The organism is Mycobacterium pseudokansasii (assembly GCF_900566075.1).
Lineage (GTDB): Bacteria > Actinomycetota > Actinomycetes > Mycobacteriales > Mycobacteriaceae > Mycobacterium > Mycobacterium pseudokansasii.
On the sequence record NZ_UPHU01000001.1, the window covers coordinates 1,549,122 to 1,563,836 of the forward strand.

Annotated in this window: 14 protein-coding genes; 10 read left to right on the plus strand and 4 right to left on the minus strand. The window is 66.7% G+C overall.

Translation table 11 applies throughout. From position 1 onward, the window contains the following. The first annotated feature begins 31 nt into the window (after window positions 1-31). Window positions 32-409 (plus strand): nuclear transport factor 2 family protein, encoded by a 378-nt coding sequence (locus tag EET10_RS07115; protein ID WP_036404230.1) that lies wholly within the window; start codon window positions 32-34, stop codon window positions 407-409. Between the two features lie 28 nt (window positions 410-437). On the opposite strand, the gene EET10_RS07120 is transcribed toward EET10_RS07115, so the two are convergent. Continuing rightward, a complete protein-coding gene (locus EET10_RS07120) occupies window positions 438-1,784 on the minus strand; it encodes a flavin monoamine oxidase family protein (protein ID WP_081260636.1) in 1,347 nt (448 codons plus the stop codon). A 169-nt stretch (window positions 1,785-1,953) separates the two neighbouring features. Here EET10_RS07120 and EET10_RS07125 point away from each other — a divergent pair, with 169 nt between their 5' ends. Then, a complete protein-coding gene (locus tag EET10_RS07125) occupies window positions 1,954-2,916 on the plus strand; it encodes an alpha/beta fold hydrolase (RefSeq protein WP_036404226.1) in 963 nt (320 codons plus the stop codon). On the opposite strand, the gene EET10_RS07130 is transcribed toward EET10_RS07125, so the two are convergent. The 3 genes from EET10_RS07130 to EET10_RS07140 all read right to left on the minus strand — a co-directional run bounded on the left by EET10_RS07130 (window position 2,911) and on the right by EET10_RS07140 (window position 6,696). Beyond that, entirely contained in the window at window positions 2,911-4,257 is a 1,347-nt protein-coding gene (locus EET10_RS07130; RefSeq protein WP_036404224.1) for a flavin monoamine oxidase family protein, read from the minus strand. The two genes, EET10_RS07125 and EET10_RS07130, sit on opposite strands and share 6 nt — an antisense overlap. Before the next feature lie 187 nt (window positions 4,258-4,444). Continuing rightward, on the minus strand, window positions 4,445-5,560 hold the full coding sequence (locus EET10_RS07135; RefSeq protein ID WP_036404222.1) for an Rv3169 family protein: 1,116 nt from the start codon (window positions 5,558-5,560) through the stop codon (window positions 4,445-4,447). Then, on the minus strand, window positions 5,560-6,696 hold the full coding sequence (locus EET10_RS07140) for a phosphotransferase family protein (RefSeq protein ID WP_036404220.1): 1,137 nt from the start codon (window positions 6,694-6,696) through the stop codon (window positions 5,560-5,562). The genes EET10_RS07135 and EET10_RS07140 overlap by 1 nt, the downstream gene beginning before the upstream one ends. Window positions 6,697-6,739: 43 nt before the next feature. On the opposite strand from EET10_RS07140, the gene EET10_RS07145 reads away from it, so the two are divergent. From EET10_RS07145 to EET10_RS07180, 8 genes are all read left to right on the plus strand, one after another. Further along, window positions 6,740-7,342: a TetR/AcrR family transcriptional regulator gene (locus tag EET10_RS07145; RefSeq protein WP_063467516.1), complete on the plus strand. Its 603-nt coding sequence runs from the start codon at window positions 6,740-6,742 to the stop codon at window positions 7,340-7,342. Next, the gene (locus tag EET10_RS07150) at window positions 7,339-8,205 is read left to right on the plus strand and encodes an SDR family NAD(P)-dependent oxidoreductase (RefSeq protein WP_036404216.1); all 867 of its coding nucleotides are present in this window, start codon (window positions 7,339-7,341) and stop codon (window positions 8,203-8,205) included. The genes EET10_RS07145 and EET10_RS07150 overlap by 4 nt, the downstream gene beginning before the upstream one ends. A gap of 87 nt (window positions 8,206-8,292) precedes the next feature. After that, entirely contained in the window at window positions 8,293-9,252 is a 960-nt protein-coding gene (locus tag EET10_RS07155; protein ID WP_036404214.1) for a DUF4129 domain-containing protein, read from the plus strand. Beyond that, window positions 9,249-9,731 carry a hypothetical protein gene (locus tag EET10_RS07160; protein ID WP_036404211.1) on the plus strand — a complete coding sequence of 161 codons (483 nt, stop codon included), beginning with the start codon at window positions 9,249-9,251 and terminating at the stop codon, window positions 9,729-9,731. Before EET10_RS07155 ends, EET10_RS07160 begins: the two co-directional genes overlap by 4 nt. Window positions 9,732-9,769: 38 nt before the next feature. Continuing rightward, window positions 9,770-10,747, plus strand: coding sequence for an AAA family ATPase (locus EET10_RS07165; RefSeq protein WP_036404209.1), 978 nt, complete (start codon window positions 9,770-9,772; stop codon window positions 10,745-10,747). Continuing rightward, window positions 10,731-12,008: a DUF58 domain-containing protein gene (locus EET10_RS07170; RefSeq protein WP_036404207.1), complete on the plus strand. Its 1,278-nt coding sequence runs from the start codon at window positions 10,731-10,733 to the stop codon at window positions 12,006-12,008. The genes EET10_RS07165 and EET10_RS07170 overlap by 17 nt, the downstream gene beginning before the upstream one ends. A gap of 1 nt (window position 12,009) precedes the next feature. Then, window positions 12,010-12,468: a hypothetical protein gene (locus EET10_RS07175; protein WP_036404205.1), complete on the plus strand. Its 459-nt coding sequence runs from the start codon at window positions 12,010-12,012 to the stop codon at window positions 12,466-12,468. Window positions 12,469-12,660: 192 nt separating this feature from the next. Further along, a complete protein-coding gene (locus tag EET10_RS07180; protein ID WP_036404203.1) occupies window positions 12,661-14,568 on the plus strand; it encodes a PPE family protein in 1,908 nt (635 codons plus the stop codon). Window positions 14,569-14,715: the final 147 nt, after the last annotated feature.

Here is a 14,715-nt window from a genome sequence, read left to right on the forward strand (position 1 = left end):
TAGCGCTTCCGAACCCGGTTACCATCGGCCGGTGTCGGTGGCGCTGCTTCGCGAGATGTTCGACCGTGTGGTCGTGGCCAAGAACGCCGATCTCTTCGAGCACTACTACGACCCCGACTTTGTGATGTACTCCGACGGGCTGAGCCAGAGTTTTGCCGAATTCCGCGACAGCCACCGCAATGTCTATGCCACCGACATCAGCTACGCGGTCGAGTATGACGAGCAGGCGTGGGTGGCGGCCGCCGACAAGGTGGCGGGACGGTTGTGGATTACCACGTCTCGCCCCGGCGAGCAGCCCACCCGAATAGAGGTTGTGCTCATCGCCGCGTACCGCAACGGTCGAATCCATCGGATCTGGGAGACGACATGGCCGAGTTGGCGCAACGTGGCCGCGCTGGAAGGCTACTGACCGGCCACGCCGGCAACCTCACCCCAGGTCACCCCAGCCGGCGCATCAATTCGGCCGCAGCGTGTCGGCCGCTGAGCAAGGCGCCGTGCACGGTGGCGGGATTGTCCTCGCCGACGGCCTCGCCGGCGAGGTAAAGCCGGTCACCGATCGGTTCCTGCAGCCGGCGGCGATCGTCGAGACCGGAACCCGGCGCGTGGAACGAGTACGAGCCAAGGGCATAGGGATCGACGGTCCAGCTCGACGATGTGACGTCGACGAGGGCGACGTCATTGCCGAACAACTGCCGGGCGATGGGCAGCGCGGAGGCCATCAACTCACCGGGTGCCGAGGACTCCACGTACCGGCCGCGGTGACCGGCGTTGAAAGCCAACACGATCGGCCCGGCGGCGGCCGGCAACGTCAGCCATTGCGCCCACATGCCGCCGTCTGCGCCCAGAAATTGGTAGAACGCGTTTTCCAGGTCCCAGGTCCGCTGCGCGAAGCGGAAGTAGCTCTTGGACAGCACGCCAAATCCCAGCGCCCGCAAGGAGTGTGCGTGTCCGTCCGGAAGCGGCGGATCGAACGCTATCGCCCCGGCTTGCAGCACGCCGAGCGGAACGGTGAGGATCGCAGCGGGTCCTTCGAAGGACCGGTCACCGGCTCGCACGATCACCGAATTACCTTGCCGCACCACCGCTGTGGCCACGGTATTGAGGACGACGGGAAGGCCGTCGGCCAGCGAGCGTGGCACGGCATCGTATCCGCTGGTGATGACCATCTGCGGTCCGCCGGTGTACGTGCCCCGGTCGAACGTCGTGGCGGAGAGCTGGTCTGCATCCGCGGCGTACTCGTCTTCGATCTCGGTGTTGACGTAGTAGGCCAATTGGGCGCGTTCGCTATCGGACAACTCGTCGCGCTCCGCCTGGGCGTTGAGGGCGGCACCCAGACTCCCGCCGTCGACCTCGTCGCGAGCCTGCCCCACCAGCGCGCGCCAAGTCGCCTGGCGGTACTCGACCGGCCCTAGACGAGGATCGATCACCAGCTTGGCTGCCTGGTTGTAGTCGGTCGGCGCGAGTTGAGCCTGTACTTTGCGCGCCAACTCCACCAACGGGTTATTCGTCGTGCCGTGAATCCACGAGGCGCCCATTTCCAGTGGCGGACCCCAATCGCGAGTGGTATTCACCCGGCCGCCAACCCGATTGCGGGCTTCGATCACCCGCACCGGCCAACCCGCGTCGGCAAGACTGCGCGCCGCGGCCAGCCCCGCCATTCCGGCGCCGATGACCAGGACCGCCTTGTTGTCCGGAGGCGCTGTCCCGGCGCACCCGGCCGTCGCACCGGTACCGACGGCACAGGTCAAACCCGCCGTTGCCGCCAAGAACTCCCGGCGGGACATCTGGGACACGGTGTCAGCGTCTCATACCCGCCCAAGACCGAAATGTCGACTGCTCAGCGTCGTTATCAGATCGTTTTCCCGTAAATGTGACCGGTCCCACATTACCGTCAGGTAAACTCGGCGCCATCCGGAGGGCGGCGACGAAGCCGCGTTCGAAGGGGGAGCGGCGATGAAGTCCACCCGCGGCAGTGTGCCGAACCAATTGCCCGATGCGCTGCCGCCCAGTCGCACCTTGACTGTTCGCGCGGCCGACGGGACTTCGCTGCACACCCAGGTGTTCGGGCCGCCGGACGGCTATCCGATCGTGTTGACCCATGGCTTCGTCTGCTCCATCCGAGTGTGGGCATATCAGATCGCGGACCTGGCCACCGACTATCGGGTGATCGCTTTCGACCACCGCGGGCACGGGCACAGCGGCATCCCGCGACGCGACAGTTACACCCTCAAACACCTTGCCTCCGACCTGGATTCGGTGCTGGATGCGACGCTGGCCCCACACGAGCGGGCATTGATCGCCGGACATTCGATGGGCGGAATCACCATCTCGGCCTGGTCGGAACGATACCGCCACAAGGTACACCGGCGCGCCGACGCGGTCGCCTTGATCAACACGACCACCGGCGATCTGCTCAGCAAGGTGAAGTTGCTGTCGGTGCCACGGGAATTGTCGGCGGCACGAGTGCTGGCCGGCCGTGGCTTGATCAACGCGTTCGGGGGATTTCGGATCCCTGGCGCGGTCCGGATACCGACCCAGTTGATGGTCGCAATGATGGCCGTCGGGGCCGATGCCCACCCGAGCACTGCGCGGCTGGTCTACGAGCTGTTCGCGCAGACCTCACCGGCAGGGCGCGGCGGCTGTGCGCGGATGCTCGTCCAGGAACTGGGGCCTCGGCATATCAACCTCGACGGTTTGACGGTGCCGACCCTGGTGATCGGCAGCAAGCGCGATCGGCTGACACCGATCAGCCAGTCCCGCAAAATCGCCAGTGCCGCACCCAATGTCTTCGATCTGGTCGAGTTGCCGGGCGGCCACTGCTCGATGCTGGAACAGCACCACGAGGTGAACCGTCATTTGCGTACCCTGGCCGAATCGGTTGCGCGGAATTCCACGGTCCGGCGGATCAGCTCATAGCAGTGCGGAGACTTCGGTGGCCGCACGCCGACCGGACCTGACAGCGCCCTCCAAATAGCCGGTCCATTCATCCGCGGTTTCCGTGCCCGCCCAGTGAATCGGCCCAACCGGTTCGCGCAGCAACCGCCCGTATTTGGTCCACGAACCGGGCGGCACTGCTGCGGTGGGACCGCCCGGGGCGAATTGCTCGCTGCCCCAACGGTAATCGGCGTAGTCGAGAGGCTTGAGCGCTTCGTCGCCGAATAGCGACGCGAAACACCGCAGCGTGTCGCGGCGGCGCTGCTCGGAGGGCAGTGAGTCGAATGCGCGGGCATCGACGAAACCCATGAGGATGCCCGGCCCGTCGTCATGTGGGCTGACATCGAAGGTGATGAACACCGGGCCGTTGTCGGACAAGGCCTGACCGGAGAATCCATTGGCGCGCCAGAACGGCGTCGAATACGCGGCGTAGGCCTTGCTCAACCGGCCCTGCGGCCAATGCCGGGCGAGTTCCAGGTATTCCGGCGGCAGCGGGGGATTGAATTCGATGGCCGCGCGGTGTGCGGGCGGGATCGCCACGATGACGAACCCGGCTTCGGCCTGTCCCTGATCCGACGTGACCGTCACCCCGGCGCCGTGCCGGTCGATGCGACGCACCGGCGCGTCGAGCACCACCCGGTTTCCCAGCTCAGCCGCCGCCAGGTCGGCGATCTGCTGGGTGCCGCCCGCGAATCGATCCTGCTGGGCGCCGTTTTCGACGTCGAGCAGGCGGTCCAGGCCGCCGGCCGCGCGCACATAGCGGGTGGCGTGCAGCATGGACACGTCTTCGGGTTCGCAACCCCAGGTCACCCGGGCCATGATGGCCATCAGCTCGTGCGACGACCCCGTGGCGCGCACCGCGCGCAACCACTGACCCAGTGACACGCCGTCGAGTTCGCGCGCTCGCGGCGCATCCCAGGGCGCCGATATCGGCACGCCGCGGGCCAGCCGCTCGAATTGCCAGCGCAACCGCGCGATGTCGAGCAGTCCGGCCAGCGAAAGCCTCGGGATCGTGCCGCTGTAAGGGCGCACCGCGCCCCGCCAGTGGATCACGTTCTTGCCGTCGTGGTAGGTCGGGATGGTCGGAACGCGCAGCTCGTCGGCCAGGGCCAGGACCTGGTTTTGAGTGGGTCCGACGAATGTGCCGCCCATATCGGCCGGTAATCCCGCGACGTTGCCGGTGAGGGAGCGGCCGCCGACGCGGTCGCGGCCTTCGAAGACCAGCACGTCATGACCCTGACCGGTCAGGTCGCGGGCTGCCGCCAGTCCGGCGAAGCCGGCGCCCACTATGACCACGTCGACAATCCAGCGTGGGTTTGTCACGTCCCCTAGTCAACCGCATTTCGGCGGATCCGTCGGAAAATTGTTTTCGCCGACCTGCCCGCGATCATCGAAGCCGGAGCCCGCCCGACAGCCGCCGCCGGTAGGACATCGGCACCGTCCTTGGGGCTGACCGTAGCGTGATCCATTGACGTCGAGGGCGGTGGCCGGCGCCCCGGTTACGGCGCGCTTACGGTGCAACCGTCAGCCAGTCGGCGAACCCCGACGGGTCATGACGTCCCAGCGCGCCGTGCTCGTACAGACCCCAGCCCTCCACCGGTTCGGCGTCGCCGTCGCGGCACATCGCACGGCCGACGTGGTCGATGACGCCGAAGCCGGACCGTGCGATGATCGCCGGATCGGTCATGTCGTAGGTCAGCCGCTCGACGAATTTCTCGCCCTTCCACATGCCGTGCAACCAGTCCGAATCACCGCCGTAGCCGCCGCCGACGTGGATGGGCACCGGCAGCTTGGACTCCACGTCGAAATGCACCGGGGTGCCGTCGGGTGCCGTCGCACCGATGGTCGCCCCGGTGGGGATCCGTGTGCCGGAGCGGTAGTGGATTGTCACCCGCGGCCAGCCCAGCTGCTCGACGCGGCCGTCACGCCACACCCGGGTGCAATCGTTGAGCGAGCGGAATCCGTTCGGCTCCTCCTGAATGATCAGCACGACCGCGAAATCGTCGAACGCCATCGGCAGATACAGCCACCACATGCCCTCGAACGGCGGATCGGCGGGCCGGCCGGCCGGCTCGGGCTCACCGATCGGCCGGATGCCCCAGGACCGGTCGCGGCTGCCGATCCAGGTGGCGGGGTCCACCGCGATCTCTTCGCCGTCGATCGCTATCCGGCCGCTCCAGCTGCCCAGCTGGGCGAACCGTTGTGCATTCAGCGTCACCCGGTTGCCGGACCGTAGGATGTGCGGCTGTTCCCGGACGACGTCGAACAGCCCTTCCCAGGTGAGATCGGCTGCGATGCCTTCGGTTTCGTCGAGGACTAGGCGCAGCTTGCGCAGCGGCTCGATGACCTCGATGCGGTAGCCGTTAACGTGCTGGCGCAACCGGTTCTGGTCGATGGCGTCGGAAAGGTGTACCGCCGTTTGCGTGTCGCCGCGCCTGATCAGCAGGAATGCGTCCTTTACTCCCAGGTTGGGGTAGTAGCCGATACCGCTGATCACAAAGATGTTTCCGGTGCGGTCGTGGGCGTTGAAGTAGGAGCGGTCATAGAAGTTGCGGTCGGAGGAACCCGGCCAGGCGATCGGCTGCGGAAGCTGGTGTACCGGATATTCGTCGAGTGGCCCGATCATCAGTCGTCCTCTCCGATAAGGCGCTTCATCAAAACGGCGTGGTAGAACAGCGATTCGACGTTGTCAGGTCTGTCGATCTCGCCGAAGTGAATGCGGCGCGCGCCGGTACGCATGAACACGCAGGCCCACATGACACCGGAATACACGTAAAACCAATGCAGATCCCCAAGTTCCGCGCCGGTAAGACGCTCATAGGTGGCCCGGACGTCGTCTTCGCGCATCACCTCGGGCAGCCCGGGCAGCGTCGCCAGCGCGGCCAGCTCTTGAAAGACCAGGTGCGCGTAGATCATCCACGCGACGTCGAGTTCGCGCGGACCCAGCGTGACCATTTCCCAGTCCAGCACCGCCACCGGCCGGAAGTCGCGGTACATGACGTTGCCCACCCGGGCGTCGCCCCATAGCAGCACCGGCTGGCGCGCAGCCGCTTCGTGCGGCCAGTTGTCGTTGAGCCAGTCCAACGTTCGCTCCAGCAGTGGTGAGCGGCCGATGTCAAGTAACGCGAAGTCGTACCAGGCACGAACCCCGTTGAAATGCCGGCGCAGCGCGGTATCGCCGGGGAAATCGTTGGCCAGGAAGCCAAAGGTGTTCTGCGCGTCGGGGATCGAATGCAGTGTGGCCAGCACCGCCACCGTAGCGTCCTGTAGTTCGCGCTGACGCTCGGCCGGGGCGTCGGCGAACCAGTTGTTGCCGAAGGTGTAGGGCATCACGTCGGGCGGCACCACTCCGTCGACGTAATCCATCAGGAAGAACGGAGTGCCGAGCACGTCCCCGGTGGGCTCGATCCAGCGCACGTTGGGGACGGGGACATCGGTCAGTTCGCCAACTCGCCGTATCACCTCGAATTGGTGGTCGAGTCGATAGGTGGGGAACACCGGCACATCCGTGGCGGCGGGCGCCACCCGGACTACCAGTTTCTGCTCGATGGGCTGGTCGTCCTGATGCCAGCGCGCGGTGACGATGATTGTTTCCGACGACATGCCGGTGGAGTCGACGCCGCTTTCCACGCTCACCTCGGGTGTTGCGCCGCTGGGCAACACGGTCGACAGCCATCGCGACATCACCTCCGGCAGGGTGGTGACGTCACGACTCGAGCGCTGCAGGCGGTCGATGTCGCCGATCGCCGGTTCGTTGGCCACAGGTCTTCCTTCTCGCAATAATTACGATACGGTAGGTAGCGTTATGAAAGCAGACCCGTCCTCCGTTGACAAGGCCCCGGGCGCCGGGCGGCCCCGCGACCCGAGGATCGATTCGGCGATCTTGGCGGCGACCGCGGAACTGCTTGTGCAGATCGGCTATTCGAACCTGAGCCTGGCCGCGGTCGCCGAACGTGCCGGGACCACGAAATCGGCGTTGTACCGGCGCTGGTCGAGTAAGGCCGAGCTGGTTCACGAGGCCGCGTTCCCGGCAGCGCCCACGGCGCTGGAGGCTCCGGCGGGCGATATCGCCGCCGACATCGCGATGATGCTCGCCGCGACCCGAGACGTGTTCACCACCCCGGTGGTACGGGCCGCGTTGCCCGGCCTGGTGGCCGATATGACCGCCGATGCAGTGCTCAACGCCCGGGTGATGTCACGCTTCACCGACCTGTTCGGCGCCGTGCGGGCACGGTTGCGGGAGGCTGTCGGGCGTGGTGAGGCGCATCCCGACGTCGACCCGGACCGGTTGATCGAATTGATCGGGGGAGCCACGATGCTGCGGATGCTGCTGCGCCCGGACGAAAAGCTCGACGACACGTGGGTGGAGCAGACCGCCGCGATCCTGGTGCACGGGGTGACCCGGTGACGCGGCGGCTGGCCGGCCGCGGCGCCGTGGTCACCGGCGCCAGCCGCGGATTGGGCCGCGCTATCGCGTTGGCGCTGGCGGCGGAGGGCGCGGCGGTGGCCGTTGCCGGGCGCACCGAGCAGGTGTGGGACGACCGGCTGCCCGGGACGATCGGTGAAACCGTGGCCGATATCGAGGCGGCCGGCGGACGCGCGATCGCGGTGCGGGCCGACCTGACCGAGCGCGACGACGTCGCCCGGCTGGTGACCGAAGCGCGAGATACGTTGGGGCCGATCACGATCCTGGTCAATAATGCGGCGTTCACCGCGCCCGGCCGCCCGCCGGTACCGGGTGCGCCACCGCGGGCCAAGCCGGCCAGGCCGACCGACGGCAAACCCCGCTGGCCCGGTTTCCTCAGTATCCCGTTGGCCGCCTATCGCCGGCACTTCGAGATTTCGGTGTTCGCTGCCTACGAGTTGATGCAATCCGCCTGTCCCGACATGATCGCGGCGGGCGGCGGCTGGGTCGTCAACATCACCTCGGTGGCCTCCCGGTTACCCGGCGACGGGCCCTATCCGGACCGCAGCGGCGGGGTGCTGCCCGGATACGGCGGCGCCAAGGCGGCACTCGAGCATCTGACCCAATGCGCGGCCTTCGATCTCGCCGGCCATAACATCGCGGTCAACGCGCTGGCGCCGTCGAAGCCGGTCTTCACTCCGGGGTTGGCCTACTATGCCCGGGAATTCGCCGACACCGCCTCGGCGGATGAATTCGCCAGGGCGGCAGTGGAATTGGCACTCGTTGATGCGTCCGTGGTCACCGGCCGCACGATCGGCCACCACGAGGTTCTCGACGGCAGCTTTCGGCCGTTCCGGCGGGAGTAAGACTTCGGCCGCTGCTGGCGACAGGGGCATTTGCCGTGCCAGTATGAAGAAATCCCACGCCGCAGCGGCGGCAGGCAGGTGTGTCAGATGCCCGCTATCGACAAGCCGACAGGACGCGTTGTCGCGCTGATCCTGCTATTGATCCTGGTCGCTGCTGCCCTGCGTGGCTATCTGCCGGCTGCCGACGGCGGCTCGCACTCGGAGCCGGGTAGCGGCCGGGCGGCGCTGACGTTTGTGATCGTCGCCCTGAGCGCGAGTGTCGCGCTGATGGCGTTCGCGATGATCGCGCGATTGCGCGATCCACGCGCGGAGGCGCCCAGTGCGGGGAACCTGTCCGAGATGCTGGGCGGCGGCAAGGGACGCCCGAGTTGGCGGGTGCTGCTCGTCGGGCTGGGCGTGATCGCCGCCTGGCTGCTGGTCGCGACGCTGCTCGCGCGGCTGGTGGTGCCGCAGGAAGTGGCTTCCTCCCTGCCCTCGGCGGATCAGAGCGCGCCACCGCCGGCGCCCCGCCCCCCGTCGCCGCCGAGGCAGCACCCGCCGGACAATCCCGGACACACCCTGGAAATCCTGCTCGCGTACACGGTTCCGCTGTTGATCATGATCGTCGTGGCGGCAGCCATCATGGCGCGGCGGCGGTGGCGCGCCGCGCTCCCGGCGAGCGTCGCCGCCGACGACGTCGAATTCCCGGGGCCGGCCGAGGGGTCGGAATTGCTGGCTCGGGCGGCCGAATTGGGGTTGGCCGAGATGACCGATCTCGATCGTGAGCCGCGGGAGGCGATCATCGCCTGCTACGCGGCCATGGAGCGGGAGCTCGCCAACGTTCCCGGTGCCGTTCCCCAGGACTTCGACACCCCCACCGAGGTGCTGGCCCGCGCCGTCGCACACGGTGTCCTGCGTGCTGACAACGCCGGACAGCTGGTCAACCTGTTCGCCGAGGCGCGGTTCAGTCCGCACGTGATGAACGAGGGGCACCGGGAACTCGCGGTCCGGGTGCTTCGGCTGGTGCTCGACGAGCTGGCGCCCCGCACCCAGGGAGCTGCTGTGTGAAAAAGCTTGTCGTCCTGGGTGTTTGCCTCATCGCCGGAATCGAGCTGCTGGGGCTGATCGTGCAGGATCGCCGGTTCGTGCTCGCGGCTTCCGGGGTGGCGGTGGGCCTGGTGTTGCTCAATGTCCGCCGTGTCCTCGGCCGCGGATCATCGCCGGCCGCCGAGCCCGCGCACGACGATCTCGGCGACGGATTGCGCCGCTGGCTGTCGAGCACCGAGACCACGATCCGGTGGTCGGAATCCACCCGCGCGGACTGGGACCGGCACCTGCGTCCGATGCTTGCGCGCCGATATGAAATCGCGACCGGTCAACGGCTGGCCAAAGACCCGGCGGCGTTTCATGCCACCGGCCAGATGATGTTCGGCGCCGAGTTGTGGGAATGGGTCAACCCGAACAACGTCGTGGGCTCCGGTGCGCATCAGCCCGGTCCCGGCCGCGCGGCGCTCGAGGCGATCCTGGAAAAATTCGAGCTGGTATGACGCTGGTAGGACGAATGTGACTCGATCATGACCCGATCATGAATATGCCGGTCGCGACGACGACGGCCCGGTGCGAGGCGGTGCTCGACGAAATCGAACGCGTGGTGGTGGGCAAGCGCGCCGCGCTCACGCTGATCCTCACCGCCGTCCTGGCGCGCGGCCACGTGCTCATCGAGGACCTGCCCGGGCTGGGCAAGACGCTGATCGCACGCTCCTTCGCCGCCGCGCTGGGGCTGGAATTCAAGCGGGTGCAGTTCACGCCCGACCTGCTGCCCGCCGACCTGCTCGGCTCGACGATCTACGACATGCAGTCCGGCCGCTTCGAGTTTCGCCCCGGTCCGATTTTCACCAACCTGCTGATGGCCGACGAGATCAACCGCACACCGCCGAAAACCCAGGCGGCATTGCTCGAGGCAATGGCCGAGGGCCAGGTCAGCATCGACGGCAAGACGCACAAGCTGCCCACGCCGTTCATCGTGCTGGCCACCGACAACCCGATCGAGTACGAGGGCACCTACCCGCTGCCCGAGGCGCAGCTGGATCGGTTCGCGATCCGCCTCGAGCTGCGCTACCTCTCCGAGCGGGACGAGACCGCGATGCTGCGCCGTCGTCTCGACCGCGGGTCGGCCGAACCGACGGTGAACCAGGTCGTCGACCTGCACGACCTGCTGGCGATGCGGGAATCGGTCGAGCAGGTGACCGTCCACGAGGACGTCTTGCACTACGTGGTGTCACTGGCCACCGCGACGCGGCATCATCCCCAGGTCGCCGTCGGCGCCAGTCCGCGAGCCGAACTCGACCTGGTCCAACTCGCGCGTGCCCGCGCCCTGCTGCTCGGACGCGACTATGTGATTCCCGAAGACGTCAAGGCGCTGGCCACCGCCTCGATCGCACACCGGATCACCTTGCGTCCGGAGATGTGGGTGCGAAAGGTACAGGGCGCCGACGTCGTCGGAGAACTGTTGCGGCGCTTGCCTGTTCCGCGAACCAGTGGGACGAATGATCCAAACTCGTGAAGTCGAATTGCGCTGGCGCGCCTCACCGTTGACGCTGGCGATCGCTACCGGTGCGGCAGCGGCGCTGGCGGCTGCCGTCATCGGCGGTCGGTGGCAGCTGATCGCGTTCGCGGCGCCGCTGCTCGGCGTGCTGTGCTCTATCTACTGGCAGCGACCGGCCCCGGCCGTCCAGGTGCACGGCGAGCCGGATTCGCAGCGCTGCTTCGAGAATGAGCAGGCACACGTCAAGGTTTGGGCCACAACGGATTCCACCGCGCAATCCGTGTCGGGGCTGGTCGACGTCACGGTCTCGACGCCTACCGGTATGCAGCTCGATGTTGTCGAATCAGATTGCCGCCCAGCCAGAATAGTTGCCGTGTCGGCCCCGCGGTGGGGGCGCTATCCCATCCGGGCCCGGGTCGACGTGGTCGCGCGCGGAGGTTTGCTGACTGGGACGGGAACCGTCGACGCAGCCGAAGTCGTGGTATTTCCATTGACACCGCCACAGCCCACGGCGATTCCGCAGACCGAGTTGCTCGACCGCTTGGGTGCCCACCTCACCCGGCACATCGGCCCGGGCGTGGAATACGCAGACATTCGCCCCTACGTGCCGGGTGATCAGCTGCGTGCCGTCAACTGGGCGGTAAGCGCGCGGCGCGGCCGATTGCACGTGACGCAGCGGTTGACCGACCGCGCCGCCGACGTGGTCGTGCTCATCGACACCTATCGGCAGCCGCCGGGCCCGGCGACCGAGGCCACCGAACGAATCGCGCGTGGCGCCGCTCAGGTAGTACAGACCGCACTGCGCAACGGTGACCGCGCCGGGATCGTCGCGCTGGGCGGCAATCGCCCCCGGTGGCTGGGCGCCGACATCGGCCAGCGCCAGTTCTATCGAGTGCTCGATACCGTGCTGGGCACCGGCGACGGGTTCGAGAGGACTACCGGGACATTGGCGCCGCGTGCTGCCGTCCCGGCGGGGGCGATTGTCATCGCGTTCTCCACCCTGCTCGACACCGAATTCGCGCTGGCGCTGATTGACTTGCGCAAACGCGGCCATGTGGTGGTTGCCGTCGACGTTCTCGACGGCTCTCCGTTCGAGGGCGAGCAGGATCCACTGGTGGTGCGGCTGTGGGCGCTGCAGCGCTCCGCGATGTATCGCGACATGGCCACCGTCGGTGTCGACGTGCTGTCGTGGCAGGGGGATCGTCCGTTGGAGCAGTCGCTGAGCACCTTGCCGGATCGCCGTCGTCGGGGGCGCGGACAGCTGGCGGGAAGGCACTGACATGGGCGTTTCTGCTGGTCAGGTCGGCCAGGTCAGTCGGGTCGGGTCCTCGTTGTTCGGTCTGCTGATGGTGGCATCCGCCGTCGTCGGCTCGCACGGGCCGGCCGTTGCCGCCGGAATTGCGGCCGCTCTTGCCGTGGCGGCGGGGATCGCGTTCCGGCCGGCGGCAACGATTGCTGTGCTGCTCTCGGTGTCGGTGCTGGTGATGTCGGACCCGTCGCAGGGGCTTGCCGCATTGTCGGGGTTGTGCGCAGCCGCCTACCTGGTGTGCCGGCATGCCGTCGGCACCGCCATCGGCCTCGTAGTAGGCAGTGTGCCGACGACCGTGTCCGCGGCCGGATTCGCCTTCGCCGGATTGGTCGCGACGTCATTCCCGCTGCAGGTGCCGTGGCTGCCGTTGGTGGCACCGGTGGCGGTGGTGGCCATCTACGTGCTGGCCACCCGCCCGTTCATGGGCTAAGCGTGAACCCGGTCGAGGTTGCTGTCAGCAACAATGTTCAACGAGTTTGACGGAACTCCCACATTCAGGCGGCGATTTTCCTAAAGTCTGCGATAACCGGTGTAGTGCTGTGGACGGTCGCCCGAAGCTCAAGCGTCCGTTGCGCGGCCCGGGGAGGAATGCGGTGTGGCGACCGGACGAAAGGACTAGCTGATGAACTTCTTTGTCTTGCCCCCAGAGATCAATTCGCTGCGCATGTTCACCGGTGCGGGATCTGCGCCGATGCTGCAGGCGGCGGCAGCCTGGGACGGGTTGGCTGAGGAGCTGGGCACGGCGGCGCAGTCGTTCACGTCGGTGACCTCGGGCCTGACTGGCCAGGCCTGGCAGGGCGCCGCCGCCGCGGCCATGGCCGCCGCGGCGGCACCATACGCGGGATTCTTGGAGGCGGCCTCGGCACGGGCGGTGGGAGCATCGGCGTCTGCCAAGGCGGTGGCGAGTGCGTTCGAGGCAGCGCGGTCGGCCATGGTTCATCCGCTCGAGGTGGCCGCGAACCGGAATGCCTTCGTGAAGCTGGTCCTTTCCAATGTGTTCGGGCAGAACGCGCCGTTGATCGCGGCTGCTGAGGGTATCTACGAGGAGATGTGGGCCGCGGATGTGTCCGCGATGGTCGGCTATCACGGTGGGGCGGCGACGGCAGCATCGGCGTTGCAGTCGTGGCAACAGGCGTTGTCCGGGTTGCCGGGCCTGGGTCAGGCGGCGGCATCGGCCGTCGGTGCGGCGGCCGCGTCACCGGCCGCGGCACCCTTTGGGATTGTGTTGTCCAACAGCGGTCTTGGAAACACCGGCGACTGGAACGTCGGTGGCGGCAATATCGGCTCGTTCAACCTGGGCAACGGGAACTTCGGCAGCCTGAACTCAGGCGGCGGAAACATCGGCAACCTCAACTCGGGTGGTGGCAACTTCGGCTTTGCCAACTTCGGCAGCGGAAACACGGGCAACACCAATTTCGGCTGGGGCAACCGGGGCAATCTCAACTTCGGCAGCGGAAACTTCTTCGGTAATGGGAACTTCGGCTTCGGAAATTCCTTCAGCAGCGGAAACCTGGGCAGTGGCAACACCTTTAACCCGTTCGATTTCAGTAACGGCAACAACTTCGGGGATGCGAACCAGGGCGCATTCAACATAGGTAGCGCCAACATCGGCTCCTCCAACATCGGCTTCGCGAACATCGGCGACAACAACTTCGGTTTCGGCAACAACGGCAACAACAACATCGGCTTCGGCCTCACCGGCGACAACCAGGTCGGCATCGGCATGTTGAACGCGGGCCTCAACAACATGGGCTTCGGGAACTCGGGCAACAACAACATCGGCTTCTTCAACTCCGGTGAGGGGAATTTCGGGATCTTCAACTCGGGGACCGGCAACTTCGGCTTCGCCAACTCCGGCGACACCAACTCGGGCTTCTGGAACTCCGGCAACACCAACACCGGCTTCGGCAACGGTGGCTCCATCAACTTTGGTTTCGGCAATGGCGGCTTCACCAACATGGGCTTCGGAAATTCGGGCGATGCAAACCTGGGCTTGGGTAACGCGGGTCAGGACAACACCGGCGGCTTCAATGCCGGCGGCTCAGCCTTCCCGGGCCAGGGCCTGAATACCGGCTTCTTCAACTCGGGCAGCCTGAATACCGGCTTCGGCAATGCGGGTGACGTCAATACCGGCCTGTTCAACTCGGGCGATCTCAACACCAGCGTCGGTAGCGCGCTCACCCCCGCCGGCGCGACGTCGTCGGGCTTCGGTAACACCGGTACCAACGTGTCGGGCTTCTTCAACAACGGCAACGACACCTCCGGCTTCCAGAACCGCGGTGACTCCGGCTCCGGCTTCCAGAACACCGGTGACGGCCAGACGGGCCTGTTCAACTCGGGTAACAACAACACCGGAATCGGCAATTCGGGCAGCTTCGTTTACGGCATCGGTAACACGGCCACGCTTGGCTTCAGCTCGGGTCTCTTCCACTCGGGACTTGGCAGCTCCGGTGTCGGGAACTCCGGTGACGGCAGTGCGGGCCTGTTCAACCAGGGCGACAACCAGGCGGGGATCCTCGGTCAGCCCTAACGGAACGGGTATCCGCTTTTCGTTGCATCCGCTGGCGCCGCCGCGGCCTGCGTCGGCGTCCTACCGTGCGCCGATCGGTCGAGTGCGGACCGAAACATGAAAGCCTTTGTGGCGCACACCTAACACGCGTTGACGGCGGCTGCGCGG

Coding starts and splice junctions, on each gene's coding strand:
- EET10_RS07120 (WP_081260636.1), bottom strand. CDS start 1,784: ATGTCCCGCCGGGAGTTCTTGGCGGCAACGGCGGGTTTGACCTGTGCC.
- EET10_RS07165 (WP_036404209.1), top strand. CDS start 9,770: ATGAATATGCCGGTCGCGACGACGACGGCCCGGTGCGAGGCGGTGCTC.
- EET10_RS07155 (WP_036404214.1), top strand. CDS start 8,293: ATGCCCGCTATCGACAAGCCGACAGGACGCGTTGTCGCGCTGATCCTG.
- EET10_RS07180 (WP_036404203.1), top strand. CDS start 12,661: ATGAACTTCTTTGTCTTGCCCCCAGAGATCAATTCGCTGCGCATGTTC.
- EET10_RS07125 (WP_036404226.1), top strand. CDS start 1,954: ATGAAGTCCACCCGCGGCAGTGTGCCGAACCAATTGCCCGATGCGCTG.
- EET10_RS07145 (WP_063467516.1), top strand. CDS start 6,740: ATGAAAGCAGACCCGTCCTCCGTTGACAAGGCCCCGGGCGCCGGGCGG.
- EET10_RS07175 (WP_036404205.1), top strand. CDS start 12,010: ATGGGCGTTTCTGCTGGTCAGGTCGGCCAGGTCAGTCGGGTCGGGTCC.
- EET10_RS07135 (WP_036404222.1), bottom strand. CDS start 5,560: ATGATCGGGCCACTCGACGAATATCCGGTACACCAGCTTCCGCAGCCG.
- EET10_RS07170 (WP_036404207.1), top strand. CDS start 10,731: ATGATCCAAACTCGTGAAGTCGAATTGCGCTGGCGCGCCTCACCGTTG.